General features: G+C 58.5%; 19 protein-coding genes and 3 pseudogenes. 4 read left to right on the forward strand and 18 right to left on the reverse strand.

The features are described from left to right. Nucleotides 1-128: 128 nt before the first annotated feature. The 7 genes from rho to gatC form a co-directional block, all read right to left on the reverse strand. Nucleotides 129-2105, reverse strand: coding sequence for a transcription termination factor Rho (gene rho / locus NBH12_RS01975; protein WP_014483404.1), 1977 nt, complete (start codon nucleotides 2103-2105; stop codon nucleotides 129-131). Between the two features lie 362 nt (nucleotides 2106-2467). Further along, complete coding sequence (locus tag NBH12_RS01980; protein WP_014483403.1) at nucleotides 2468-4081, reverse strand: NAD(P)/FAD-dependent oxidoreductase; 1614 nt, start codon at nucleotides 4079-4081, stop codon at nucleotides 2468-2470. 170 nt (nucleotides 4082-4251) lie between these two features. Then, complete coding sequence (locus NBH12_RS01985) at nucleotides 4252-4566, reverse strand: DUF2469 domain-containing protein (RefSeq protein ID WP_003828150.1); 315 nt, start codon at nucleotides 4564-4566, stop codon at nucleotides 4252-4254. A 6-nt stretch (nucleotides 4567-4572) separates the two neighbouring features. Beyond that, complete coding sequence (locus NBH12_RS01990; protein WP_003828149.1) at nucleotides 4573-5619, reverse strand: GNAT family N-acetyltransferase; 1047 nt, start codon at nucleotides 5617-5619, stop codon at nucleotides 4573-4575. A 140-nt stretch (nucleotides 5620-5759) separates the two neighbouring features. Then, nucleotides 5760-7259 (reverse strand): Asp-tRNA(Asn)/Glu-tRNA(Gln) amidotransferase subunit GatB, encoded by a 1500-nt coding sequence (gatB, locus tag NBH12_RS01995; protein WP_003828148.1) that lies wholly within the window; start codon nucleotides 7257-7259, stop codon nucleotides 5760-5762. Between the two features lie 25 nt (nucleotides 7260-7284). Then, complete coding sequence (gatA, locus tag NBH12_RS02000) at nucleotides 7285-8826, reverse strand: Asp-tRNA(Asn)/Glu-tRNA(Gln) amidotransferase subunit GatA (protein ID WP_250819115.1); 1542 nt, start codon at nucleotides 8824-8826, stop codon at nucleotides 7285-7287. Between the two features lie 3 nt (nucleotides 8827-8829). Then, nucleotides 8830-9129 carry an Asp-tRNA(Asn)/Glu-tRNA(Gln) amidotransferase subunit GatC gene (gatC, locus tag NBH12_RS02005; RefSeq protein WP_011068473.1) on the reverse strand — a complete coding sequence of 100 codons (300 nt, stop codon included), beginning with the start codon at nucleotides 9127-9129 and terminating at the stop codon, nucleotides 8830-8832. A gap of 1109 nt (nucleotides 9130-10238) precedes the next feature. Here gatC and NBH12_RS02010 point away from each other — a divergent pair. Continuing rightward, a complete protein-coding gene (locus tag NBH12_RS02010) occupies nucleotides 10239-11201 on the forward strand; it encodes a hypothetical protein (RefSeq protein WP_065452497.1) in 963 nt (320 codons plus the stop codon). A gap of 75 nt (nucleotides 11202-11276) precedes the next feature. Here NBH12_RS02010 and NBH12_RS02015 read toward each other — a convergent pair whose 3' ends face one another. The 7 genes and pseudogenes from NBH12_RS02015 to NBH12_RS02040 form a co-directional block, all read right to left on the reverse strand. Continuing rightward, nucleotides 11277-12323: an MATE family efflux transporter gene (locus tag NBH12_RS02015; protein WP_065505299.1), complete on the reverse strand. Its 1047-nt coding sequence runs from the start codon at nucleotides 12321-12323 to the stop codon at nucleotides 11277-11279. Continuing rightward, on the reverse strand, nucleotides 12320-13258 hold the full coding sequence (locus tag NBH12_RS02020; protein ID WP_052788102.1) for an ATP-binding cassette domain-containing protein: 939 nt from the start codon (nucleotides 13256-13258) through the stop codon (nucleotides 12320-12322). Before NBH12_RS02020 ends, NBH12_RS02015 begins: the two co-directional genes overlap by 4 nt. A 200-nt stretch (nucleotides 13259-13458) precedes the next feature. Then, nucleotides 13459-13737 (reverse strand): annotated as a pseudogene (locus NBH12_RS11100) (TrmH family RNA methyltransferase); the annotation flags it as partial. 144 nt (nucleotides 13738-13881) lie between these two features. Continuing rightward, nucleotides 13882-14397: pseudogene (locus NBH12_RS11105) on the reverse strand (RNA methyltransferase); the annotation flags it as partial. 92 nt (nucleotides 14398-14489) lie between these two features. After that, nucleotides 14490-15119: a type I phosphoribosyltransferase gene (locus tag NBH12_RS02030; protein ID WP_003831382.1), complete on the reverse strand. Its 630-nt coding sequence runs from the start codon at nucleotides 15117-15119 to the stop codon at nucleotides 14490-14492. After that, the gene (locus NBH12_RS02035) at nucleotides 15116-16543 is read right to left on the reverse strand and encodes a DNA recombination protein RmuC (RefSeq protein ID WP_250819116.1); all 1428 of its coding nucleotides are present in this window, start codon (nucleotides 16541-16543) and stop codon (nucleotides 15116-15118) included. The genes NBH12_RS02030 and NBH12_RS02035 overlap by 4 nt, the downstream gene beginning before the upstream one ends. A 126-nt stretch (nucleotides 16544-16669) precedes the next feature. Then, on the reverse strand, nucleotides 16670-16951 hold the full coding sequence (locus NBH12_RS02040; protein WP_015438337.1) for a metal-sensitive transcriptional regulator: 282 nt from the start codon (nucleotides 16949-16951) through the stop codon (nucleotides 16670-16672). A 109-nt stretch (nucleotides 16952-17060) separates the two neighbouring features. Here NBH12_RS02040 and NBH12_RS02045 point away from each other — a divergent pair, with 109 nt between their 5' ends. Beyond that, the gene (locus NBH12_RS02045) at nucleotides 17061-19697 is read left to right on the forward strand and encodes an HAD-IC family P-type ATPase (protein WP_250819117.1); all 2637 of its coding nucleotides are present in this window, start codon (nucleotides 17061-17063) and stop codon (nucleotides 19695-19697) included. 83 nt (nucleotides 19698-19780) lie between these two features. Here the strand turns inward: NBH12_RS02045 and NBH12_RS02050 are convergent, their stop codons facing one another. Then, the gene (locus NBH12_RS02050; RefSeq protein ID WP_014483394.1) at nucleotides 19781-20515 is read right to left on the reverse strand and encodes an MIP/aquaporin family protein; all 735 of its coding nucleotides are present in this window, start codon (nucleotides 20513-20515) and stop codon (nucleotides 19781-19783) included. A 438-nt stretch (nucleotides 20516-20953) separates the two neighbouring features. On the opposite strand from NBH12_RS02050, the gene NBH12_RS02055 reads away from it, so the two are divergent. Together NBH12_RS02055 and NBH12_RS10820 are read left to right on the forward strand one after the other, a co-directional pair. Beyond that, nucleotides 20954-21631 carry a tyrosine-type recombinase/integrase gene (locus NBH12_RS02055; protein WP_250819118.1) on the forward strand — a complete coding sequence of 226 codons (678 nt, stop codon included), beginning with the start codon at nucleotides 20954-20956 and terminating at the stop codon, nucleotides 21629-21631. Between the two features lie 15 nt (nucleotides 21632-21646). Next, nucleotides 21647-21826: pseudogene (locus NBH12_RS10820) on the forward strand (hypothetical protein); the annotation flags it as partial. Between the two features lie 46 nt (nucleotides 21827-21872). Here NBH12_RS10820 and NBH12_RS02060 read toward each other — a convergent pair. The 3 genes from NBH12_RS02060 to NBH12_RS02070 all read right to left on the reverse strand — a co-directional run bounded on the left by NBH12_RS02060 (nucleotide 21873) and on the right by NBH12_RS02070 (nucleotide 23912). Further along, complete coding sequence (locus NBH12_RS02060; RefSeq protein ID WP_003828132.1) at nucleotides 21873-22238, reverse strand: hypothetical protein; 366 nt, start codon at nucleotides 22236-22238, stop codon at nucleotides 21873-21875. A 15-nt stretch (nucleotides 22239-22253) separates the two neighbouring features. Further along, on the reverse strand, nucleotides 22254-22565 hold the full coding sequence (locus NBH12_RS02065) for a hypothetical protein (protein ID WP_003828131.1): 312 nt from the start codon (nucleotides 22563-22565) through the stop codon (nucleotides 22254-22256). A gap of 165 nt (nucleotides 22566-22730) precedes the next feature. Continuing rightward, on the reverse strand, nucleotides 22731-23912 hold the full coding sequence (locus NBH12_RS02070; protein WP_227976747.1) for an MFS transporter: 1182 nt from the start codon (nucleotides 23910-23912) through the stop codon (nucleotides 22731-22733). Between the last annotated feature and the right edge of the window lie 521 nt (nucleotides 23913-24433).

Genomic DNA, 24433 nt, shown 5'->3' on the forward strand with positions numbered 1-24433 from the left:
CTTCGTTATGCGAAGAAGCACTGCGGCAATATTACAGCTGCAATGTGATGGATGACGCATGCGCTATGCAAAAGGGCTGTCTCCGCATTAATGGAGACAGCCCTTTACGTCAGATTCTAGCAGCCTAATCAGTTGCCGTTGACCGCGTTGCCGGTGTTGGCCTGCTGCACGATAGCGGCTAGGAAGTCGCGGTTCGTGGCGGTCTTCTTGAGACGCGGCACCAGGGTCTGGTAGGCCTGCTCAGGCTCCATGCCACCCAGCAGTCGGCGCAGACGATAGATAATCGGCAGCTCCTGCGGGTCGGTGATGAGTTCTTCGCGGCGGGTGCCGGAGGCGTTGATGTCGATGGCCGGGAACAAGCGCTTGTCCGCCAGCTCTCGGGAGAGGCGAAGCTCCATGTTGCCGGTACCCTTGAACTCCTCGAAAATCACCTCGTCCATCTTGGAGCCGGTTTCCACCAGCGCCGAGGAGATGATGGTCAGGGAGCCGCCGTTTTCGATGTTGCGGGCCGCACCAAAGAACTTCTTCGGCGGGTAGAGCGCCTGGGCATCCACACCACCGGACAGGATACGACCGGAAGCCGGAGCCGCGATGTTGTAGGCACGGGCCAGACGGGTCATGGAATCGAGCAGCACTACGACATCCTGGCCGAGCTCCACAAGACGCTTGGCGCGCTCGATGGCCAGCTCAGCAACGGTGGTGTGGTCGGAAGCAGGACGATCGAAAGTGGAGGAGATGACCTCACCCTGAACCGTGCGCTCCATATCGGTGACCTCTTCAGGTCGCTCGTCCACGAGCACCACCATCAGGTGAACCTCGGGGTTGTTGGCGGCAATGGCATTGGCGATGTTCTGCAGGGTGATGGTTTTACCGGCCTTAGGCGGGGAGACGATCAGACCACGCTGGCCCTTGCCGATCGGGGAAACGATATCCATGATGCGGCCAGTGAGCTTGTTCGGCGCGGTCTCCTGCTTGAGGCGCTCCTGCGGGTAGAGCGGGGTGAGTTTGGAGAACTGCGGACGGTTCAGTGCGTCCTCGACGCTCTGGCCGTTAATCGAGTCAATGGACTGCAGCGGCACGAACTTCTGACGCTGGTTGCGGCGATCGTTCTCGCGCGGGGCTCGAATGGAACCGTGCACGGCATCGCCCTTGCGCAGGCCATACTTCTTGACCTGGCCCATGGAGACGTACACGTCGTTCGGGCCAGGCAGATAGCCGGACGTACGCACGAACGCATAGGAATCGAGCACATCGACGATACCGGCCACCGGTACCAGGTCTTCCTGCGGCTCCTCGCGGCGGTCATTGCGGTTCTCGCGATCATCGAAACGACGATCGTCCTCGCCGGCGTTTTCGCCACGGTCACGACCACGCATACGGCGGTTGCGGCGGTCATTGCGATCATTGCGGTTGTCGCGATCTCGGTCACGGTTACGGCTGCGACGGCTGAACTCGCGGTCTTCGCTCTGTTCACCATCGTCAGAAGGTTCGTCGTGCTTCTGCGTGGGCAGCGTGGCCAGAATGTCATCCAAATCGCGCACGGTCTCGTCGCTGCTGTCCGCAGGACGGCGACGGCGACGCGGCTGATCCTCATCATGCACACGGCGAATGAGCGGAGCTTCGGTGTCGTCACGACGGTTGCGGCGGCGCTCGGGAGCGGTTGTCTCGCCCAAATCGAGGGAGGCGAGCAGATCGCCGGCCTCATCGGCCTGCTTGCGCGGCTTGCGGCCGGTTCGTTCATCATCGCGGCGATGACGGGCATCGCGCGGTTCTTCAGTGGCCTCATCGGCTGCCTTACGGCGCACACGACGGGGCTCCGCGGCCTTGGGCTCTTCGGCAAGTGCGGATAGATCAAGCTGCGGTTCCGCCAGAGCAACGGTCTCTTCGACGACCGGCTCAGCCTTGGCTGCCTTGGTGACGGCCTTGTCGGCCTTGGGAGTGCGCACAGTGACGCCAGCCGGCGGCTCACCGCCACTGCGGGCGGCCTGCAAGGTGGCGAGCAGTTCGGGCTTGCGCATGGTAGACGTGCCTCGCAGACCCATTTGCTTGGCGAGCTCCTTGAGCTCAGGCAGCTTCATATCCTCAAGATTCTGGCTATTTGCCACTGGTTGCCCTTTCCATACCGAACAGGCCCATGCCTGTTACGGCGTTAAGAGTGATTCTGCGGCTGTACCGCTCATGAATGTTCGCTACGTCTCTGATGTTCTCGCGAACGTTGTTCACTCTACAACGCGAGCACGACCAATGCAAAACGGCCCGCCGAGTATCGGCAGGCCGTATGTAATTGCTGGGGTTGGCTCCCCTCAATCTCGCTTCGCGAGCCGGCTCCCCCCCCCAGAGAGGGGAGCCGAGAATGCAAAATCTGCGAGGGAAGAAAAGTAATCAGCGCGTGCGGAGGCCGCCGTCTGACCCCGAAGGCGCACTGAGGTGCGTCGAGGGTGAAGAAAGGCGGCATACGCTCCGCTGATTACTTTTCTTCGTGGTAGGACTTGTCGGTGTTGACCGACCACACATTCTTCTTGGACGTCTTGCCGGTCTTGATGTTGCCGACGGCCTCAATGGCGGTGGCCATGGAGTGGTCCATGTTGTTGTAACGGTGCTGACCGTTACGCCCCACGCAGTACAGGTTGCCGAAGCCATCGAGGTATTCGATGAGCTCGTCCATGTGCTCGTAGGTATCGAAGTATGCAGGGTAGGCCTTCTTCACGCGTTCACGGTGGGAGTCGAGGACCTCATCCGGGCCATTGATCACGCGCATGCGGGTGAGCTCGGAAATGGCGAACTTGGTGGCGTCTTCCTCACTCATGTTCCAGAAGGAATCACCCTCTTCGCAGAAGTACTCCAGACCAACCCACACGGTGTCGTTCACGTCCTTGACCAGGTACGGGCTCCAGTTGTTGAAGATCTGGAGACGGCCGACCTTGTAGCCCGGATCCTGAACATAAATCCAGCAGTCCGGCACAATCGGCGGGTTGCCGAGGGTGGGAATGTTCGTGGTGTTCTTGAGCTTCAGGTGCTTGACCAGAAGACCCACGGTCACGAAGTCGCGGTACGGCAGGCCGTTGGCCACCTTGGTCATGTCGGCAGGAGCGCCCTTGGATTCGGGGCTTTCCGGATCGGAACCGGCTGCATCGATGGCGTTGACCAAGTCCTTGACCGGCATCGACGAGATGAACTGATCGGCGGCAAGCTCGGTGCGGTTACCTTCGGAGTCCTCATACACCACCGAGGAGATGGAGCCGTTGTTCTGACGCAGTTCGACCACCGTGGCGTCGGTCAGCACCTTGACGCCGGCGTTCTCACAGTTGGATTCCACAGTCTCCCACAGCTGGCCGGGGCCATACTTCGGGTACCAGAATTCCTCGATAAGCGAGGTCTCGACCTCGGCGTTGGAGCGCTGCTTGGGCAGTAGCTTCTGGAAGGCGTTCTTGAGCACACCCATGATGCTCAGACCCTTGACGCGCTGGGCACCCCAGTCAGCGGAAATCTGGGAGGGGTGACGTCCCCACAGCTTCTCCGTGTAGCCCTCGAAGAACATCGAGTACAGCTTGCGGCCAAAGCGGTTGATGTAGAAGTTCTCCAGATTGTCTTCCGGCAGCTTGTGGAACATGGATTTCAGGTAGCTGAAGCCGGCCACCATGGTGAGCTTGAAGCCCATAGCCTTCAGCGTGTTGGGGCTCAGGGAAATCGGGTAGTCGAAGAAGTGACGGTTCCAGAAAATACGGGACACACGGTGACGCTTTAGCATCACCTTGTCTTCCACCTCGGGATCGGGGCCGCCCGACTCCATATCGTGCTCACGGCCGAGCTTCTTGTCATCATAGGAAGGCGCGCCCTGCAGTGGCAGAACTGTCTTCCACCAATCCATGATGCGCTCGTCCTTTGAGAAGAAGCGGTGACCGCCGATATCCATGCGGTTGCCGTTGTGCTTCACGGTACGCGAGATACCGCCGAATGCACGGGTTCCCTCAAGCACAGTCACATCGTATTTATCAGCGCCGCCGTCCTTAATCAATTCCCATGCGGCGGTCAAACCGGCAGGACCACCACCGATAATCACCACAGATTGCTTTTCGCTCACTTGCATCTCCTTATAACCAAATCAGCGATAGTTTATCGTAAGCCTCGGAAACGCACGTTCAAACTGTGTATTCCCTTGCGAATATTGCATAGACCGCGATGCGCGCGGGCGATGCAAACAAGTTCTTTGTGCTGCCGTCTCTTGTTATCTTGGCGAGGGCAGATACACCTTTAATGAATATCGTCAGGAATGTCGATGTCGGTTTTCTGTACTTCCTCGACATTGACATCCTTGAACGTCACGATACGCACCGACTTGACGAAACGGCTGGAACGGTACACATCCCATACCCATGCATCAGTCAGCTGCACGTCGAAGTAGACGTCCTGGCCTGCGGAACGAACATTGAAATCCACTTTGTTCGCTAGATAGAAACGGCGCTCGGTCTCCACGACGTACGTGAACAGCTTGATGACATCGCGGTATTCCCGGTACAACGCGAGTTCGGCGTCAGTTTCGTAATTATCCAGATCCTCGGCGCTCATGCTCGATTATTCACCTTCCGTATCTCGCTTGCGTCCGCGACCCAGTGTACGCCACCAAGCTTCCTTGGAAGATTTGCGGTCGGCCTGACCATATGGCCAATTGCTCTCTTCATCCGTGGAACGAGTATGCGTTCCCGTGGTGGCCTGCTCGCTGGTGCTCTGCGGTTGGGCAGGTGCTTCGGCGATTTCAGACGATGTCTCGGACTCGTCGGCAGCCGTGGACTGCTCTCCTGCTCCGGGCTCGGCAACACGCTGCTGAATCGCCATGGAGTGTTCACGCGCAGACAGCGCTTCCTTGACGCCGGGATTGTCCTCAATCAAGTGCATGCCGAAAGCATCCAGGGAGCGAATCGGATCGTATTCATCCACCAACGTATCCATAACAATAAGATCCTGATACTTATTGTTTTCCACATCCCACAGGGCATCGCGCGATGTGCCCGACGGCACGAAACCAAGCGACTGGTAGACGGAAATCGAGCGAGTGTTCGTTTCCGGAACGCTCACCCAGATACGGTGCATGCCCAAGCCGGCCGGCTCCGGGGCAAAGCCGTAGGTCATCACACGCGGCATGGCATCGCGGGAATAGCCACGGCCGCGGTAGTCCTTGCCCAGAATGATCTGGATACGGGCGGAACGGGACCAGCCATCGATATCGATGAGGAAAATCATGCCGATAACGTTGTCGGTGGGAGCGGCATCGATCATGCCGTCATCGTCATGGTCGGCGTCGGTAAGCACGGCCCATGCGATGGTGCGGCGAGATTCCGGATCGCCCACGCCTGATTCCGCGGGAGCCTGTCCGGCTTCCCAAGCCTGAGAACGACGAACCCATGTGTGCACGACGGCACGTTCGGTGGCCGCATCTTTACCGGTGATTTTGGACGCGCCATAGAAAGCGTCGAGTTCATCCAACCGGAGCAGGTCTTCAACGGTAGCGGGGCGCAAATGCACCATTTCACCGGTAATCGGTGGAATGACGATGCTATGTGGCAGATCGCGCGTAAGTTGCGCGTCAGTAGCCAGGCTCAGCGTCTCGTTGGTTTCAGTCATTAGCGTATGTCCCCTGTCTCGGCTCGCGATTCAGTGCCGAACATATCTTACTTGACTGGGTGAACGCTGGAAGTGAGTGGGGTCGTTCCCTTACAAAAGGAATAAAGGCTCCCCTCAAAGAGGGGAGCCAGTGAATCTAATCAGCCCTTGATCTTGCTCATGACGACCTTGGTGACGGCCTTGGCATCGGCCTGGCCACGCGTGGCCTTCATCACGGCGCCGATGATCACGCCCATCGGCTTCATGTTGCCGCTCTTGAGCTTCTCGACCACGTCCGGGTTCGCCTCGAACGCCGCTTCGACGGCCGTCTCGATGGCACCGTTGTCTTCGACGATCTTGTAGTCGTGCTTCTTGACGACTTCATCCGGAGTGCCTTCGCCCTTGAGCACGCCTTCGACGGTCTGCTTGGCGAGCTTGTCGTTGAGCTTGCCGGAGGCGATGAGCTTCTCGACTTCGGCCACGTCGGCCGGGGTGATCGGCAGCTCTTCGAGGGACACACCCTTGGCGTTGGCTTCGCGGGAAAGCTCGCCCAGCCACCACTTGCGCGCACCGGCCGCCTTGGCACCGGCCTTGACGGTTTCCTCAATCAGGTCGAGGGCGTCGGCGTTGAGGATGTCGCGCATCTGCAGATCACTCAGGCCCCACTCGGACTTGAGGCGGTTGCGGCGCTCGCGCGGCATTTCCGGCATCTGGGCCTTCATCTCCTCGATGTGCTCCTTGGTGATGTGGAGCATGACGAGGTCGGGGTCCGGGAAGTAACGGTAGTCGTCGGCATCGGACTTCAGACGGCCGCCAGCGGTGGTCTGCGTAGCCTCATCCCAGTGGCGGGTCTCCTGCAGAATCTCCTTGCCTTCGTCGAGGCGCGCGGCCTGACGGCGAATCTCGTACTGAATGGTCTTCTCGATGCCACGGAACGAGTTCACGTTCTTGGTTTCGGAACGGATGCCGTACGGGGCATCGGCGCTCGGGCGCAGCGAAACGTTCACGTCGGCGCGCATGTTGCCCTGTTCCATGCGGGCGTGGGAGATGTTCAGCGCGCGCACGATGTCGCGGATAGCGCGAACATAAGCACCAGCGATTTCGGGAGCGCGGTCGCCCGCACCCTCGATCGGCTTGGTCACAATCTCGATCAGCGGCACACCAGCGCGGTTGTAGTCGACCAGCGAGTGGTCGGCACCCTCGATACGGCCGTCGGCGCCACCCACGTGGGTGTTCTTGCCGGCGTCGTCCTCGATGTGGGCGCGCTCGATCGGCACACGGAACACGGTGCCGTCTTCCAGCTCAACGTCCAGATAGCCGTTGCCGTTGGTGGGCTTGTCGTACTGCGAGATCTGATAGTCGCGCGGCATGTCCGGGTAGAAGTAGTTCTTGCGGGCGAACTGGCTCCACTCGGCGATTTCGCAGTGCAGGGCAAGGCCCAGCTTGATGGCGTAATCGACGGCGGTCTTGTTAATCACCGGCAAGCTTCCCGGCAGACCGAGGCTCACCGGGGTCAACTCGGTGTTCGGCTCGCCGCCGAATTCAATGTGGGCCGGGCAGAACAGCTTGGTGTTCGTGGACAGCTCCACGTGGGTTTCCAGACCGAAGACCACATCGTACTTCTTGGTGGCATCGGCGTACTTCATCAGTTTTTCAGCCATGATGTTGTTTCTTTCCTTCCGATGCTCACTTGCTCAGACCGTCAAGCCACGGGGTCTTGAGGTCGTTCCAGATCGGGCCGTTCCAGCTGTCTTCCAGCGCGGCTTCCAGGGCCGCCGCCGGCTTGTACATGACTTCGTCGCGCTGCTGCGGGGCGATGAACTGGAAGCCGACGGGCAGGCCGTCGTCGGACAGGCCGGCCGGGATGGACATGGCGGGCATACCGGCAAGGTTGGCCGGAATCGTAGCGATGTCGTTGACGTACATGGCCAGCGGATCGTTCATCTTCTCGCCGAACTTGAAGGCGGTGGACGGGCTGGTAGGCGAGATCAGCACATCGACTTGTTCGAAGGCCTTCTTGAAGTCCTCGATGATGAGCGTGCGGACCTTTTGGGCCGAGCCGTACCAGGCGTCGTAGTAGCCGGCGGACAGGGCGTAGGTGCCGAGGATGATGCGGCGCTTGACCTCGTCGCCGAAGCCGGCCTCACGGGTGTAGGCCATCATGTTGGCGGCGGTCTGGGGCACGCCGGCCGGCGGCATGACGCGCAGACCGTAGCGCATGCCATCGTAACGGGCCAGGTTGGAGCTGACCTCGGACGGCATGATGATGTAGTAGGCGCCCAGCGAGTATCCGATGTGCGGGCAGGAGACCTCAACGACCTCGGCGCCCATTTCCTTGAGCTTGTCGACGGCCTCGTTGAAGCGGGCCTCGACGCCGGGCTGGAAGCCGTCGCCACCGAGTTCCTTGATGAGGCCGACCTTCATGCCCTTGAGGTCACGCTTGGCGCCTTCGCGGGCGGCGGCGACCATCGGGCGCGGGCCTTCGGGAATGGAGGTGGAATCACGCTTGTCGTGGCCACCGATAATCTCCTGCAGCAGGGCGGAGTCGAGCACGGTGCGGGAGACCGGGCCGATCTGGTCGAGCGAGGAGGCCATGGCGATGGCGCCGTAACGGGAGACGCCGCCGTAGGTGGGCTTGACGCCCACGGTGCCGGTCAGAGCGCCGGGCTGACGAATCGAACCACCGGTGTCGGTGCCGAGAGCCAGCGGGGCCTCGAATGCGGCGACTGCGGAAGCGGAGCCACCGCCGGAGCCGCCGGGCACGCGCTCGGTATCCCACGGGTTGTGGGTGGTCTGGTAGGCGGAGTGCTCGGTGGAGGAGCCCTGTGCGAATTCGTCAAGGTTGGTCTTGCCGAGAATTGGCATGCCGGCGGCCTTGAGCTTTTCGATGACAGTGGCGTCGTACGGCGGCACCCAGCCTTCGAGAATCTTGGAAGCGGCGGTGGTTTCGATGCCCTTGGTGACGATCATGTCCTTGATGGCGATCGGCACGCCGGCCAGCTCGGGCAGGGCGGCCTTGTCTTCTGCGGACTTGGCGTCGAAGGCGTCGGCCTGCTCGAGGGCCACATCGCCGGAGACCTTCAGGAAGGCCTTGATGGACGGCTCGGCGGCCTCAATCACCTTGAGATGGGCCTCGACGAGCTCGTGGGAGGTGACATCACCCTTCTTGATGGCAGCAGCCTGCTCAGTGGCGGACAGTTTGACGAGTGTTGAGGTTTCGTTGCTCATCGATTACTCCTCGCTTCCCAGGATTCGCGGTGCCACGAACATGCCGGCCTCGGTCTTCGGGCCACCGGCGAGCGCCTCTTCCTGCGTGAGCGGGGTTTCGGCGACGTCCGGGCGCAGGTAGGCTTCCAGCGGAACCGGGTTGGCGGTGGGCGGAACATCGTCGGAGGCGACTTCCTGAACCTTGTTGATGGAGTCTGCGATGACGTTCAGTTCGCCCTGCAGACGGGTGATTTCCTCATCGGTGAGCGCGATTCGGGCCAAGTCGCCCAAATGCACGATTTCTTCGCGTGAAAATGTTGGCATGGCCTTAACTATATGAGCCGTATGTGACACGCAGTTATCGGAAAGCCTCGTTTCCCCGCCCATTGGAACAATGCGCCAGCCCTTCACGGGTTCCACCACCAATTCGAGAGCTCCCAACGGGGCAAACCTACCAGCCAACCGCACAACCACCCCACTCATCACCCCTCAGCGGGGCAAAACCACGAGTAACTAATGAAGACACCTCGCCCAGCATCCCAAGCGGGGCAAAACCACGACAAAGCCGAAGAAAAACCACGCTTACTGGCACTCAGCGAGGTAAAACCACGAGCTGACCATGAAAGCACCTCGCTGCTGTCCCCCAGCGAAGCAAAACCACCAACAGATCACGACACCGCACCACTCATCACCTCGCAGCGGGGCAAAACCACGAGTAACCAATGAAGACACCTCGCCCAGCATCCCAAGCGGGGCAAAACCACGACAAAACCGAAGAAAAACCACGCTTACTGGCACTCAGCGAGGTAAAACCACGAGCTGACCATGAAAGCACCTCGCTGCTGTCCCCCAGCGAAGCAAAACCACCAACAGATCACGACACCGCACCACTCATCACCTCGCAGCGGGGCAAAACCACGAGTAACCAATGAAGACACCTCGCCCAGCATCCCAAGCGGGGCAAAACCACGACAAAGCCGAAGAAAAACCACGCTTACTGGCACTCAGCGAGGTAAAACCACGAGCTGACCATGAAAGCACCTCACTGCTGTCCCCCAGCGAAGCAAAACCTCGATCTAATCGAGAAAATGCTCTACTCACGACTTCTCAGCGGAGCAAAAATGCGAGCTAGTCAGGTTTGCCCCTCTTTAAACCAATTGCCCCTCTAAACGCCAAAAACCGAATCCGGCAAGTGCAAGGAACAGGAAAGCCTCTCCAGGCACCGCATCAACGCACTCGAAATAGTTATCCACATTCCACGCCGCAACGGGGGCACATACATAATTATCATGCCGATGATTCACACCTCAATCCGCAAGCATCCGCGAGATATAGCCAATCTATGCAATCCTCACATGCGAATCCGCTCGAAGCTGCGACCACATTGCCCGAACAAGTGGACACTTCATTCTCGATTGGCATACTCTCGATTCATGAAACATCACAAAGAAGTGGATGCGCTTATCGCGCAAGCGGAAGCAGCAGGCATATGCATTTACGGCCGAACAAAATCACACTGCTCGGCCCTTATTCGCCGAGCCAAAGAACTCGAGCTCAAGCGAGTATTTCCCAACATGTATGTCAAACCGGAATACTGGAATGCGCTCAAACCCGATGAACGCATACAGCATGTGGCATGCACACTCCATCTCAAGCATCCAAACTGGGTTTTCGCCGGAGTCACCGCAGCGGCACTGCATGGTTTCGAACACCCATGGCATCTTCATGCCGGCTCCGTTACCATCGCCACCGCGTCGCAAGGTACCAACGCGAACAATGCCAATATCAAACGTGTATTCGTACCACATTGTGCACCGGAATATGTCAATGGAATCCCTGTGACCAATGGGGCACAAACAGTAGTGGACTGCGGGCTGTCTACCGATTTTCGCTTCGCGTTGCCAATCATCGATTCGGCACTACGTAAAGGTACTGCCATTGCGGACATTCTCAATATTTGCAGCACTATGCACCGCGATTGCACGCCGATATTCCGCTTGCTTCATTATGCGAACCCGGCAAGCGAAAACGGCGGCGAATCACTCGGTCGAGGCACAATCGTTGAAGGCGGACTCATGGTCCCCGAATTGCAGCAAGACATCACCGACCCGCAAACGGGCGCGCTGTACCGGGTAGATTATCTCTGGCGGCTGCCCGACGGCCGTCTTATCGTCGGCGAATATGACGGGTACGAGAAATACGCCAATCCGAATATGAATGACCGCAGGGGTATTCAAGGAGCGGTGCACGCGGAAAAAGAGCGGGAAACCGGACTGTATCGAGCTAAAGTCGACTCCATAGTTCGGTTCACTTATGAGGATGTGTTGAAGCAGCATCCAATGATCAATAAACTACGGGCTGCCGGCGTTCCCGACGCAACAATGGTGATGCGATAACAATCGTCAGAATATGTCTGATGCACGAAGGTGTGATTGCTTTATGCGGCGATAATCCTGCAGCAGAGAACATAGCTACTTGATATCCGCTTTTTTGGTGACGATGAGTCCGCCAGCCCATGCTGCGGCGGCCCAGGCGAGGAGGATCAGGCCGGACTGCCACCAATCGGGAATCCAGTAGTTCGGTTTAACGGCTGCGGCAAGGGTGGACTGCGAGCTGCTTTCTATACCAGCGCCGAGGAAATGATTCATGGCGGTGTCCGGTGTCAGATAGGACAAAGTGCCAAGCCATTCGACCTGGTTAATGGCCATCGATGTGATGGACAGTACTGACGAGAGCACCATGAAGAGCACGATCAGCGCGCATACGCCGCCCACTGTGGAACGGGTCATGCCGCCAAGTCCCTGCGCCATCAGGGACACCAGCACAATAGTCAGAGGGAAGCCGATCAACGTGACAGGAATGATTCGACTTTGATCGCTGGTCAGCGCCGTAATGTCATGGCCTCGAGTGAATAGCCAGAGCACACCTGCGGCCAGCAGAATGCCGACAATACCAGCAACCAGCGCAAACAGGGCCGTGGCCACGGACTTAGTGGCATAGAACATGCCGCGCCTGGGGTTGACCGTCAGACTGGATTGCACGGCTGATGTGGTGTATTCGCTGGTGATGGCCATCACGCCGAAAATGCCGATGACCAGCGCCGCGGTCGAGCCGGAAGAAGCCAGTACCGCCCACATATCTGCGGCGGATATGGGCTTGGGATTGTCCAGCGTCTTGCCAGTGTTCAAATCCGTAGACGCCATGAAGGTCACACTCCAAGCGCTCAACGCGGACATAGCCAGCATGAGTGCGACCGCAATACCCAACAGCACCTTGGTGGAGTTCAGTGACCACAGTTTCAGCAATTCGGCCTTTAGCGAGCCGAACACAGTGAGCTTGGCACGACGGTACATGCTGCTGGCACGACGGCTAGAGGCAGGACGGCCGGAAGCCTCTGCGTTGGCAGGTTGGCTGGGTCCGGTCGCATCAGGCATATGCTTTTCAGCAGCTGCACCACTCATACTGCCGGTCATATTGGCGTTTTCCGTGGCCGTTCTCATGGTATTGGAGCTCATCATCCGACCTCCTTGGCCAGGTATTCGGCGCTGCTGTGGGTCAGCGCCATATACGACTCTTCCAAAGAGGCGTGCTCTTCGACGAATTCGTAAGTAATCAGGCCGGCCCGGGCGAACGCCTGTGCCGCCGCAACCAAGTCGGCGCCATTGACACGAAATACCTCGCCTACTTGCGGGTCATCGGATTTTCGAGTATCGGGAACCACGGTGACCTCAGGGCTACTGGTAAAAATCGCACGCAACTTGTCGGGTTCCGGCGTCACCACACGGATGGATCTGGAGGAATGCTCGGCCACGAATGCACTCACCGTGGTGGTTTCCAACACATGGCCTTGCCCGATAATCACCAGATTATCCGCGGTCAACGCCACCTCGCTCATCAAGTGCGAGCTCAGCAGCACGGCTCGTCCTTCAGCTGCGTAGTAACGACATAAGTCGCGAACCCATTTAACGCCTTCTGGATCGAGACCGTTGATTGGCTCGTCCAACACCAGATTGTGCGGGTTGCCCAGCAATGCCGCAGCAATGGACAGTCGCTGGCTCATACCGAGCGAGAACTGACCGGCTCTGACATTGGCCACAGCTTGCAGACCGGTCATGTCAATGACCTCATCGACTCGACGCTTAGGAATGTTGTTGGTATAGGCAAGGGCCTGTAAATGGGCTCGTGCAGTGCGCGACTTATGCGCTGACTTGGCGTCAAGCACCGCACCGACCGCACGCATTGGTGCGCGTAAGGTGACATATGGTTTGCCATCGATTAGCGCGCGGCCCTTATCCGGGCTGATGAGTCCGAGCGCAGCACGCATAGTGGTGGATTTGCCTGCGCCATTCGGTCCCAGAAAACCCGTAACCTTGCCATCTTCGGCAGTGAACGACACACCGTCTAGTGCCTGCTTGGTCTTGAAGCGTTTGCTCAGCTCCTCAACTTCAATCATGCTTTCATCCTAGCCTATATTGGGCAGATTGGGGAGAACTGTTGGCACACGTCTACCAGGGCTTGTGTTTCACGCGATGTTTCACAGGAGGAAATATGGGGAATTGATGTTTCACAAAATGTTTCACGGATTATTGCCGTGACGCAACACCACAGATAATACGCGGAATTGCGATGGCAGCGAGGCTTTTCTATGCTCTATCAGACTGCGGTTGCGGCATGCCGGGCAATCCATGCATGCATGGCCACGGCCGCCGCGGCGCCAGCGTTAATGGACCGCACCGAACCAAATTGGGAGATGTATACCACGTCGTCGGCTAGTTCCAAGGCCTTACTGCTCAGCCCGGGGCCTTCGGCGCCGAACAGTAGCAGACAGCGCTTGGGGAATGCATAGGTCTCCATGGGCACCGCGCCCGGAATGATGTCCAGAGCAATGATGCGAGCGGCTTCCAGTTCCTTGATGCGGGCATCCGCCTGTGCGATTTCGGCAGTGGCCTCGGCAACTGCCGAAACAGCATTCAGCGCCGACACGTGGGAGGACACAGTTGCACCGGAATTACCGATGATACCCTCCGACCCATTGCCGGCACCAGTCTCCGCCCCATTATGAGCACTGGCGATGGCATGGGCCTTTAAGGCAGCCGCCCCAGCCCGCGCCCGTTCGGTAGCGATTTCACCAGCGATACGATTATGCCAGCATTCCACCAACTCCGCGATTGAGGGGTGATGCTCAACGTGCTGGTAGAGCTCAGTCATCAGCGCGCCTTTGCGATTCCACTTATGCGGGCCGACGATATGCACGCGCTTGGCCTGAAAAGCATTGGCAGTGCGCACCATGGATCCGATATTGAAATCGTGGGTCCAGTTCTCCACCGCCACTTCGAAATCGTGGCGGCCGTGGGCATCGAGATCTTCTTTGATGGCCTGCACAGTCCAGTAGCGATATCGGTCGAGCACATTGCGGCGATCGCCCTCATCGAGCAGAGCAGAATCGAAACGGACATCGTAATTAGGCGATGCCAAGTCATCAGGACGAGGTTCGCCGGGATGGGTTTCAGCCCATGGGCCAAGACCGACTTCACGGAATTCCGGTTCGCCCGAGGCTTTTGCCGCCAAGGAAATCTGGTTGGGTGCGTGCACAGTTGCTCCTCGGAGATTATCAACGTCGTGCGCCGACCACAGCGGTCTCGTTGCGCCCGACAGCCTCCCGAATGGGAAAGCCACGAATGGAATTACCTCAGCTCGGATTCGTCAAAGACCTGAACGAATGGCAGTACGTGGCTTTCGCCAGTGGAGGGGTTGATGACATTGATGTCTTTAGCTCCACCGCCGACCAGTGAGGTAATAGCCACGACCTGAGCGCCGAGTTGTTCGACCACGCCGAAGTCGAGGCTGAGTTCGTTGCCATTACGCAGGGTAACCAGCGAACTGGTCTGCACATACGATTTTTCGGACAGCCATGCATCCAACAGCATCACGCGTCGTCCTTCAATAGACGGACCCTTGATTGAGGGATACACGAAGTCCATTACGAATCCGTCCAGATCCTCGCCACGGGAAGCAGCAGCATGAATCATGGCAGACACCATGGGTACGGCAGCTGCAGTCAAGGCACCAACGGCGTCAAAATCATCAACCGAATAGCCTGCATCTTCAAGAGTGTCAATGAGCACATGACCCATCACCGTGGCGGCACGATGATCGAAAGTCACCGAGGCAAGTTCCGAAAACGGGCGGCCAACCACGTGCTCCTTCAGCAGGGTGGCCAGCTGCTCACGCGGCTCCAGCATGGCAAAAGCGGAAGCGTCGCGTGAAACATTGAGGTCCGAGGTGCCGGTCGGGCGGAATCCAGATTCAGTCATGCTTCAAGCCTATCGCCTGAGGCAGTCAGCTTGACCGGCTCATCATCCTCCGACGATGTCACATCGGGGGCGGATAACTCACTGACATTGCCTTTGTCTGATTCGATAAGAGGCACTTCCTCGAGCACCTTGGTGGGTTCGAGCTTTTGCAGTTTGCGAGCCGTGGGCAATACACGTCGCTCCAAACTGGATGCGAACTTGTTATAGGCACTGACCGTCTTGGTGATTTGGGTTCCCAGCCTGGTGGCATAGTCGCCAAGCACGGCGAAGCGCTCATACAGCTCTCGAGACAAATCGAACAACTGCTTGGCATCATCCGTCAGCGATTGCTGCTGCCATGCATAGGCCACTGATTTCAGCACGGCCCACAGGGTCACTGGCGAGGTCAAGGCCACCTTGCGGGAGAAGGCATCATCCATCAGCGTGGGATCGGCCTCAAGCGCCGCCTGCAACAACGCCTCATTGGGAATAAAGGCGATAACGAAATCAGGAGTGACGGGGAACGCATTCCAATAGGCCTTCTCCCCCAACGCACGCACGTGTTCTCGAAGCGCCTTGGCATGGGATCGCAACAGGTCGTTACGACGATCCAACTCCTCGGGGCCCGCGGTCTCGGGAATCTCACAAGCCCGCTGATAGTCGGCATACGGCACCTTGGCATCAATCGGAATGGTCTTGCCACCGGGCAGATGCACCACCATATCCGGTCTGAGCATACGACCGTCGGCATCGGACACCACCACTTGGGTGTCAAAGTCAACGTGCTCCAGCAATCCCGCGGACTCCACAATATTCTTCAGCTGCGCCTCGCCCCAGGCACCACGAACCTTATTGTTGCGCAGTGCCGCGGATAGTGAACTCGTTTCCTTGTCCAACCGGGCCTGCTGATCATTCAGGCCCTTGAGTTGAGCCCCGAGCGCCCCCATCTCTTTCTTGCGGCCTTCTTCGATTTGGGTGACCTTGGTCTGGAGCGAATCGAGATTCTTGGCAACAGGAGCAAGCGCTTCCAGCACTTTACTCTGCTCTTTCAGACGAGCCTCCTGCTCGACACGCTTGACTTCGGCGGCTTCGGCATCGGCCTTACGCTTCTGTTCAGCCTCGGCGGCCGCGCGCTCACGCTCACGCTCGATGCGAATCTGTTCCGCATGCTGCGCCTGAGCAAGCTGTGACTTCACGAACGTCAATTGCTGGTTCGCACCTTCAAGCTGCGCTTGAGAAGCGGCATTGCGAGCGGTCAAATCGGCAACCTCCCCATGCGCCGACTCCAGCAAGCTTTTGGCCTCCTCCAGCTCCGAAGCCCTGGCATCACGCGCCATAGCCTGACCTTTATGCCGCCCCAATAAAAAGCCGGCACAAAGCCCAAGCCCCGCACCGACCACCAGCACGGCGATGACCACAATCACAGTTCCCATTTGTTCAAACATGGTTCCCAGTATTCCACCATCTTCAACCGGCGGTAGATATGTTCCTGTTTCCTAACGTCAGCATTGACAATCGCACCGCATGCATAACGACAGACGACCAGGGCCAACAGCCAAACACACGACCAACTACGACCTCACCAAGCGCGCGATGGCCGCGGATGCCTCCTCAAGCTTGCTATCGGCAACTTCACCGCCCTGCACCGCCGCCTGGCGCACACAGTGATTCAGATGATCGTCCAGCAATATCAAGGCCACCGACTTCAACGCCGAATTCGATGCCGAAATCTGCGTCAACACGTCAATGCAGTATTTATCGTCCTCCACCATCTGCGTAATGGCGTGAACCTGCCCCTCAATGCGGCGCAGCCGCGCAATGACTTTGGCCTTATCGTCGTCATACCCGTGCATCGCTGCCTCCTGATACTCATCTTTCAGCTGAACACACCCCATTATATACCCCATAGGGGTATAGGGTATACACTGTTGCTCGGTATAATACTGATGGGAAGGAGCGGGGATGGAATTCAACCTTTTCTCGACCGCCGCGGCGCTGATTGCGGCAACCGCCTTGACATGGCTGGTGCTCAGGTTCTTTTTCGGCGAGCAGAAGGCCGCATCCGGAGCCATGGACGTCTCCGGCAAGCGCCAGACCGCAACAATCACCGTCAAAGGTGGCTACTCCCCTGCCGTGGTGAGTATGCGCGCGGGCACACCGATCACACTGACATTCGACCGGCAGGAGACCGGTGAATGCACCTCTCACGTGGTGTTTGGCGACCTCGGCCTCGATGCCATGCTGCCCGGCAATGCGGTGACCGACGTGGAATTGCCCGCATTGCCCGCCGGCGAATATCCATTTGCCTGCGGCATGAACATGGTGCACGGCCTGCTGAAGGTCGAAGGAAATGCCAGCGCAGGCACGGACAAACTGCACCCGCTCACTGCATCAGCGGAAGCCCCGATGTTGGACTCCGCAGAAGCAGAACGACGTGAGGCAGCGGAACGCACGAAGGAAATCACATCGTTGACACGATTAGTGGCCATCGGCACAGTGCTGACACTCCCCGTGTTCATCGTCACCATGCTGCACATGGCCAATCCGATGCTGGTGCCGCACTGGATGGTGAATCCATGGCTGCAGGCCATTCTCATCACACCGGTGATGTTCTACTGCGGCCACCCGATCCACGCGGTCGGATTCCCCGCACTGGCGCACCGCTCCCCCGACATGAATTCGCTCGTCTCGTTGGGCACATCGGCCGCCTATCTCTATTCGCTGGTGACCTGTGTAGCCCCTCAGGTATTTCCGGAAGGTTCACGCGAGCCGTATTTTGAATCGGTCGGCGTGGTCATCACCCTGGTACTGGTCGGTCGACTGCTGGAGACCAAGGCCCGCGAAGGCACCGGCAAGGCGGTGCAATCACTAATCAAGCTACGGCCTCGCAACGCGCATAAGCTGAATGCGGCTTCGCCAGAGAACGTGGAATGGCTCAATCCCGCGAATTTCACGGACATGGACATCGATACGATTGCCGTCGGCGATCTGCTGGTCGTCAAGAACGGCGAGCGCGTGCCCACAGACGGCATCATCGTGGCCGGCAACGCGAGTATCGATGAATCAATGATTACCGGCGAATCCAAGCCCGTCACCAAAACGACCGGAGCGGCCGTCACCGGAGCAACCGTATTGCTCAAGGGTGACCTCGTCATGCAAGCCACTCAGGTCGGTGCCAATACTGTGCTCTCCCAAATCGCGGCGATGGTGGCCCGCGCGCAGGCAACCAAAGCTCCGGTGCAGCAGCTGGCCGATAGAATCGCCAGGTATTTCGTGCCAGCAGTGATGGTCATCGCTATATGGACCTTTGCCATATGGATTGCGCTTGGCCCTGCGCCGCAACTGGCGCACGCGCTGATCACCGCAGTCAGCGTGCTCATTATCGCCTGCCCGTGCGCTCTGGGTCTTGCCACCCCGCTCTCGGTCACTGTGTCTCTGGGGCTCGGCGCCACCAACGGCGTGCTGGTCACCAGTGCAAAAGCTCTGGAACAGGCGCGGCGCATCGGCACTGTGGTCTTCGACAAGACCGGCACTATTACGCGCGGCGTGGTGGATGCGACCGCCGATTGGAACAAACCGAGCTACGAGCAGGACACCGTTAAGGAAGGATCGCCGGAAGCGATTGCAGCATTGCGTGCACGCGGCATACGCACGGTGATGCTTTCAGGAGACAAGGCCGAAGTGGCAGGGCGCATCGCCCGTGAGGTCGGCATCGATACGGTGATCTGCGAGGTCAAGCCGGATGGCAAGGCCTATTGGATCGCCAAACTGCAGCGCGAGCGTGATGAGAACACAGCCACGTCCGGCTCCTCCCGCGCGCCGCACGATCTTATCGCGATGGTGGGTGACGGCATCAACGACGCCCCGGCGCTGGCACAGGCCGATCTCGGCATCGCCATCGGCACCGGCACCGACGTGGCGATGCAGTCGGCAGACGTGACGCTGATGAGCGGCGATCTGCGCGGCGTCATCAGGACCATCAATCTGTCCAATGCCACGATGCGCAATATCCGAGAGAATCTTGGCTGGGCATTCGGATACAACATCATCGGCATTCCGATTGCCGCCGGCGTGCTTTACCCGTTCACCGGATGGCTGTTGAGCCCGATGATCGCGGGACTGGCGATGGCGTTGAGCTCGGTGTGCCTGGTGCTGAACGCCAATCGTCTTCATGCGGCGAATATCAACGTGGGTGCTGCCGATAGCACCGCTGGCTCGGGCAGCAGCACGGCGGGTATCGAATCAGCCGGATCGGCCGAATCAGCCAATGCCGCCAACGCCACCGGCTCCACCACATCCAACGCGCCTCACGAGCCGACCGTCATCATCGACGATCGCACCACGCTGAATCACACCAATCACGTATCTGACCAATCCAATAATCCAACCAACAAGGAGAACACTATGGATATGGGAATGCACATGCACCACAACGCCCCCGCAGGCGGCGAAACCGCCACCGACCCGGTGTGCGGCATGACCGTGGCGGTGAACGCCGATGCGATCACGCGCGAGTATGAGGGCAAGTCCTATTACTTCTGCGGTGAGCACTGTGCCACGAACTTCATGAAGGCCCCGCAGGTGTTCCTGGAGCAGTAGTCTCTGCGTTTGCCTGATTCAACGACAATGGCCTCCGCCCAAAACGAGCGGAGGCCATTTGCATGCATGAATCAATCAACGAATCAGCTGGCGAAGAAGAACACGTACAGCCAAGCACCGATAATGGCACCGACAATCGGGGCCACAACCGGGATCCAAGCCTCGCCCCAGCGGGAGGAGCCCTTGTGCGGGATTGGCAGGATGGCGTGCAGCAGACGCGGCATGAGGTCGCGGGCCGGGTTCAGGCCAGGGCCGGTCGGGCCACCCATGGAGGTCACGAGGCCCCACACAATGAAGCCGACGACGATGGAGGCGGCGGCGTAATCCTGCTTGCCCCAAGCCAGGGACAGGCAGCACAGGGCGCCGAAGACGAGCACCAGGGTGCCGAACATCTCGTTGAGGAAGTAGTTGACCTTCTGGTTGTCCGCGTCGGTGGTGCAGAAGGTGCCGAGGATGGCGTCGGCGTCCTCGGTCTCCTTGTAGTGCGGGTAGTAGGTCAGGTAGACGATGAACTGGCCGAGCAGGGCGCCGAGCAGCTGAGCGACGATGTACGGCAGCACATCGCTCCACGGGAACAGGCCGTTGACGGCCTGGGCGATGGTCATGGCCGGGTTGATATGAGCGCCGGATACGCCACCGAACATGAGCACCGGGAACATGACGCCGAAGCCATAGCCCATGGCGATGTTCAGCCAGCCGGCGTGGTGGCCCTTGGTGTTCTTGAGCTCGACGTTGGCCACGGAACCGTTGCCGAAGATCATCAGAATGGCGGTGCCGAAGAACTCGGCGGCCAGCTTGGTAAAGAGAGGATAATCCACTGCTTCTTCTTTTCTCTTCGCCGCGCAACAGGCATGGCTGACTGTTCACGGCATGCTATCGGGGATTCGTCCGCGGAGCCGGCGACGATTGTTCGCTGGGCGCGAAAGCAAACGTGGCGATTCTACACTTCGCCCCACGACGAACCGCGCCAAAGCGCCCATAGGGTTGCCGGTTGCCGGAAAACAAAAAACCGGAACCTTTCGATTCCGGTTGTCTGTGCCCCGCAGGGATTCGAACCCTGGACACGCTGATTCACAGCCGACGATCAACCCCACCCCGTACGTGCGTCTAATGCTTTTATCCCTTTGTCTCCGCGTAATGCTGTCCCGCTCAACCAAGCAACACGACTAGATAAATCTCCCAGTTGATTCATCTTTCTTGGTCTTACCGGGTCGCGGCCTGCGACCCGGTTTTGTTGTGCAACAAAGGGAGGCCACATGGCAATGTTCACATCGCATCGGCAACCGCCTGCATCATGGACGAAACTCATAGACGAGTGGGTGCTGGATATGCAGGCACGTTGTTTGACAGAACGAACCGTCGAATCCTATTGGTACCGCGTCACTGATTTTGCACGGGTCTGCTCAAAACCGCCGCGACAGGTATCGCCCGTCGATGTTCAATCCTGGTTGACCGAGTCGGATCTCGATGCAAGCGCCAAAGCCGGGAGGAGAGCGAGCATCAATGAGTTTTACAAATGGGCGGTACGCTCAAATAAGATGAAGAATAATCCTGTCGCATCGCTGCCTCCCATCAAGCGGCCGAAGAAACCGACCAAGCAACCTGCACCGGAGAGCGCCGTTGCCGCAGGTGTCTGGGCTGAAAACCTCAAGGCACGGCTGATGGTCAGACTGGACGCCGAGGCGGGACTGAGACGAGAGGAAATCAGCAAAGTCAAAGGGCCGGACGTCATCGAATCGGTTCATGCGGGAGAGTCGATCTACCACCTGCTGGTTCACGGCAAGGGAGGGGAAACCCGCATCGTGCCAATCTCCAATGATTTGGCACAGGAAATAAGGAGTACGGCCGGCGAAGGCTGGTTGTTTCCGGGCAAGGTCGATGGACACTGCTGCGTCGATCACGCCTATCGGGTCATCAAGCGCACGACTGGTTGACCGACCCATTCATTCCGCCGACGGTATGGACGCATCACCTACGAGGAATCCGGGAATGACATTCGTGCCGTGCAGGAGCTGTTGGGTCATGAGTCATCGGTCACGACCCAAAGCTACATCTTTGTGCCGTCCTCGGATCTCACCTTCATCGCACGCAAGGTGAGAGCGCGCCGCCCGCAGGATGTCTCCAACTGAACAGAGTGCCGCCTGATTCAGGTGGCACTCTTTTTGTCGTGATGGATTAGGCCAATTGGAGTCGCCGCTCTTCGTGGTGTGCTTCGGCGTCGGCCATGACCAGTGAGCGGAGGTAGTCGCTTTTGTTGGCGAAGCCGTCACGCTTGGCGGCGTGGTCGATGTAGGAGCTCCATGATTCGGGGAGGCGGAACCGTTCCTGTACGCTTTTCTCCCGTTTCTCTTGCGCGGCGGGGCGACCGCGACGGCCAGCCGTCTTCATGGCCGCGAACATGTCGGCTGCAGGAACGGAATCGTCCATCAGCATCGCGGCGAAGTCCGCCGCCTCTTTCCCTGAGAAAGCCGCGATGGGCGGGTTCGAGGGAGCCGGTCCGTTTTCATCGGCCAGAGCGTCGAGATATTTCTTGGCAGTCATGCGCTTCTCCTTTCGTTATCGCCATTTCAGCCAGTACGTGCGCCACTTGTCGGTCAGACGCTCCGCATGAAATACGAGCTTGTCCCGGCCGTCCATGGTTATCAGCAATTCGATGAGGTCGTCGTCCAACGCGCCGGGATGCCTTTTGCAGATCATGAGCACCACAGGTGATGTCACATCGGCTGCCGGAGGCGGAACCTCCACGTCATTAGGGTCGATTAATGCGAACCATACCGGTTGTCGCATCGACTGCTTGATCTGCTCTTCGCTCAGACGGTCCTCTTCGAAATGCTTGTAAGCGGATTTCGGGTCGAACCTAATTGCCATGATTTAATTGTACCACAATTAATTGGTTTGCGAATCGGGCGGCCGAGGCATTCGCCGACGAACTGCTAGAATTAACCAACGAACAAGGGCGTTGCACTTCTAAATAGACAGCAATACCAGCTACAGCAAAACAGGCTATGTCGTCTAAGGACATGTCATTTGCGCTTATGACTTGATTTTATTGCGATATCCCGCCATGGCGATGAGCGCGCATACGATCATCGCCAGCACGGTGACGAATACGGTTTTCCACCCCGCGGCCAGCAGCACGCCAGCGAGCACACTTCCCAGCACCTGCCCCAATACGGGAGCGAGTTCGCCGACGCCTCGCGCCCACGAACGTTCCGACTCCGCATAGGATTTTGTCAACAGAGCGCTGCCTGCGGCGTAGCACAGCGACCAGGATATTCCGATCAGCAGCAGATCCAGAGTAACGGCATAAGAAGCCGACGCGGCGAGTGCGACGACTGTGCCGAGCATGCCGACGATCAACCCCGTCAACGCCTGCGCCATTTCGCTGTTTTTCTTGTGGAAAATGAAGATGGCGAACAGGGTTGGCAGGTACATGCCGACCATGTGCAGTTGCATGGCGACCATTCTGGTTTGCGCGTTTTGGGAGAACGTGCTCTCCAAGACTATGGGCGCGCCGCTCATCACGAGCACCATGACGAATGATGCGACGAAGCTGATGGTCGCGCCCAGCACGAACCGGGGTCGGGTCAGCAATGCCGGATAATTAGGGGTTGTGCTCGCGATAGCTTTGTCGCGCATATGCGAGGGAGTTGGCGACTGAATTTTCGGGAGCACCAGCAGCACGATTACCGCGCAGGCGGCGAGCACGCTGACGACGTAATATGACCCCTCGTATTCGATGCTGGTCGCAGTGCCGAAGAATGTCGCCAGAACCGGGCCGATGATGCTTGCTATGGCTCCTGCTGATAGGATTCCGTTGATTGCCTTGCTTTCTTTGCCGGGCATGGAATCGGCCGCGGCATACCGGTAGTAGTTCGTCCCCGACTGGTATATGCCCACACAGAACGTCCCTATACAGAGCAATGGGAACTGGTGGAATCGCAAAGCCGTGGCTGAGGATATTCCACCCAAGACGGCCAGAAGGGCGCCGAAGACGAATACTTGCCGATAGCCGAATCGCCCCACCAAGCGTCCCATTGCCGGTGTGCCGATCACCGTACCGATGAATATGCACGCTATCGGGAATGTTGCCATCCATGGTGCTGGCGCGAGGGATGAACCGGCCAGTGAGGTGATTGTCAGATCCACGCTCATGCCCGATAGGCATAATCCTTCCGCAATCAGCAATATGGGGAAGATTCTTCTTGCTGACATCCCTTGACTATAGCGCTGAATCACTGCCTACCCCCTTTGCAGACGGTTTCATGATACTCGCCAAGTGACCATAATTGCGGATGTAACAGTTGATTGTGATAGATCTCATAGTTTTCTTATGTCGATGGTATTTCGGCCGTTGCGGGCATTATTGGGGTGGTGTCCACCCTGGTGACCAGATACTTGGCATAGCAGCATGGTGTATCCCGACCAAGCCATAATGTGCAGCTTTGTGACCTCCGAGCGTGGCAGGGTTGTTAGCCTTGACTCGCCCCCATGCTTCGGCGGGCAGATCATACCGCTGCGGAAGCCCAGGACCATCAACCGTATCGGTATCGACCTCAATCTTCGGCCACGTCGTATCGAGCAGTTGGCTGTCGTCGAAGGGCTACGGCCGTTTCCCAAAGTCTCTTTCGCTAGAGGAATGAGTCAGCAAAGCTAGCGGATTCCACCGTGCGGAGCGGCCAAAGGCCACCAATTCATTGTTTTCCCCTGTGGCCGTTCGCCTAATCGAATGATAG

Source organism: Bifidobacterium sp. M3-N-101 (assembly GCF_023656805.1).
GTDB classification, from domain to species: domain Bacteria; phylum Actinomycetota; class Actinomycetes; order Actinomycetales; family Bifidobacteriaceae; genus Bifidobacterium; species Bifidobacterium breve.

Coding starts and splice junctions, on each gene's coding strand:
- NBH12_RS02035 (WP_250819116.1), bottom strand. CDS start 16,543: ATGTTTGAACAAATGGGAACTGTGATTGTGGTCATCGCCGTGCTGGTG.
- NBH12_RS02060 (WP_003828132.1), bottom strand. CDS start 22,238: ATGACTGCCAAGAAATATCTCGACGCTCTGGCCGATGAAAACGGACCG.
- NBH12_RS02010 (WP_065452497.1), top strand. CDS start 10,239: ATGAAACATCACAAAGAAGTGGATGCGCTTATCGCGCAAGCGGAAGCA.
- gatC (WP_011068473.1), bottom strand. CDS start 9,129: ATGCCAACATTTTCACGCGAAGAAATCGTGCATTTGGGCGACTTGGCC.
- NBH12_RS02020 (WP_052788102.1), bottom strand. CDS start 13,258: ATGATTGAAGTTGAGGAGCTGAGCAAACGCTTCAAGACCAAGCAGGCA.
- NBH12_RS01990 (WP_003828149.1), bottom strand. CDS start 5,619: ATGACTGAAACCAACGAGACGCTGAGCCTGGCTACTGACGCGCAACTT.
- gatB (WP_003828148.1), bottom strand. CDS start 7,259: ATGGCTGAAAAACTGATGAAGTACGCCGATGCCACCAAGAAGTACGAT.
- NBH12_RS02040 (WP_015438337.1), bottom strand. CDS start 16,951: ATGCACGGGTATGACGACGATAAGGCCAAAGTCATTGCGCGGCTGCGC.
- NBH12_RS02065 (WP_003828131.1), bottom strand. CDS start 22,565: ATGGCAATTAGGTTCGACCCGAAATCCGCTTACAAGCATTTCGAAGAG.
- gatA (WP_250819115.1), bottom strand. CDS start 8,826: ATGAGCAACGAAACCTCAACACTCGTCAAACTGTCCGCCACTGAGCAG.
- NBH12_RS02030 (WP_003831382.1), bottom strand. CDS start 15,119: ATGACTGAATCTGGATTCCGCCCGACCGGCACCTCGGACCTCAATGTT.
- NBH12_RS02015 (WP_065505299.1), bottom strand. CDS start 12,323: ATGATGAGCTCCAATACCATGAGAACGGCCACGGAAAACGCCAATATG.
- NBH12_RS02070 (WP_227976747.1), bottom strand. CDS start 23,912: ATGTCAGCAAGAAGAATCTTCCCCATATTGCTGATTGCGGAAGGATTA.
- NBH12_RS02055 (WP_250819118.1), top strand. CDS start 20,954: ATGGCAATGTTCACATCGCATCGGCAACCGCCTGCATCATGGACGAAA.
- NBH12_RS01985 (WP_003828150.1), bottom strand. CDS start 4,566: ATGAGCGCCGAGGATCTGGATAATTACGAAACTGACGCCGAACTCGCG.
- NBH12_RS02045 (WP_250819117.1), top strand. CDS start 17,061: ATGGAATTCAACCTTTTCTCGACCGCCGCGGCGCTGATTGCGGCAACC.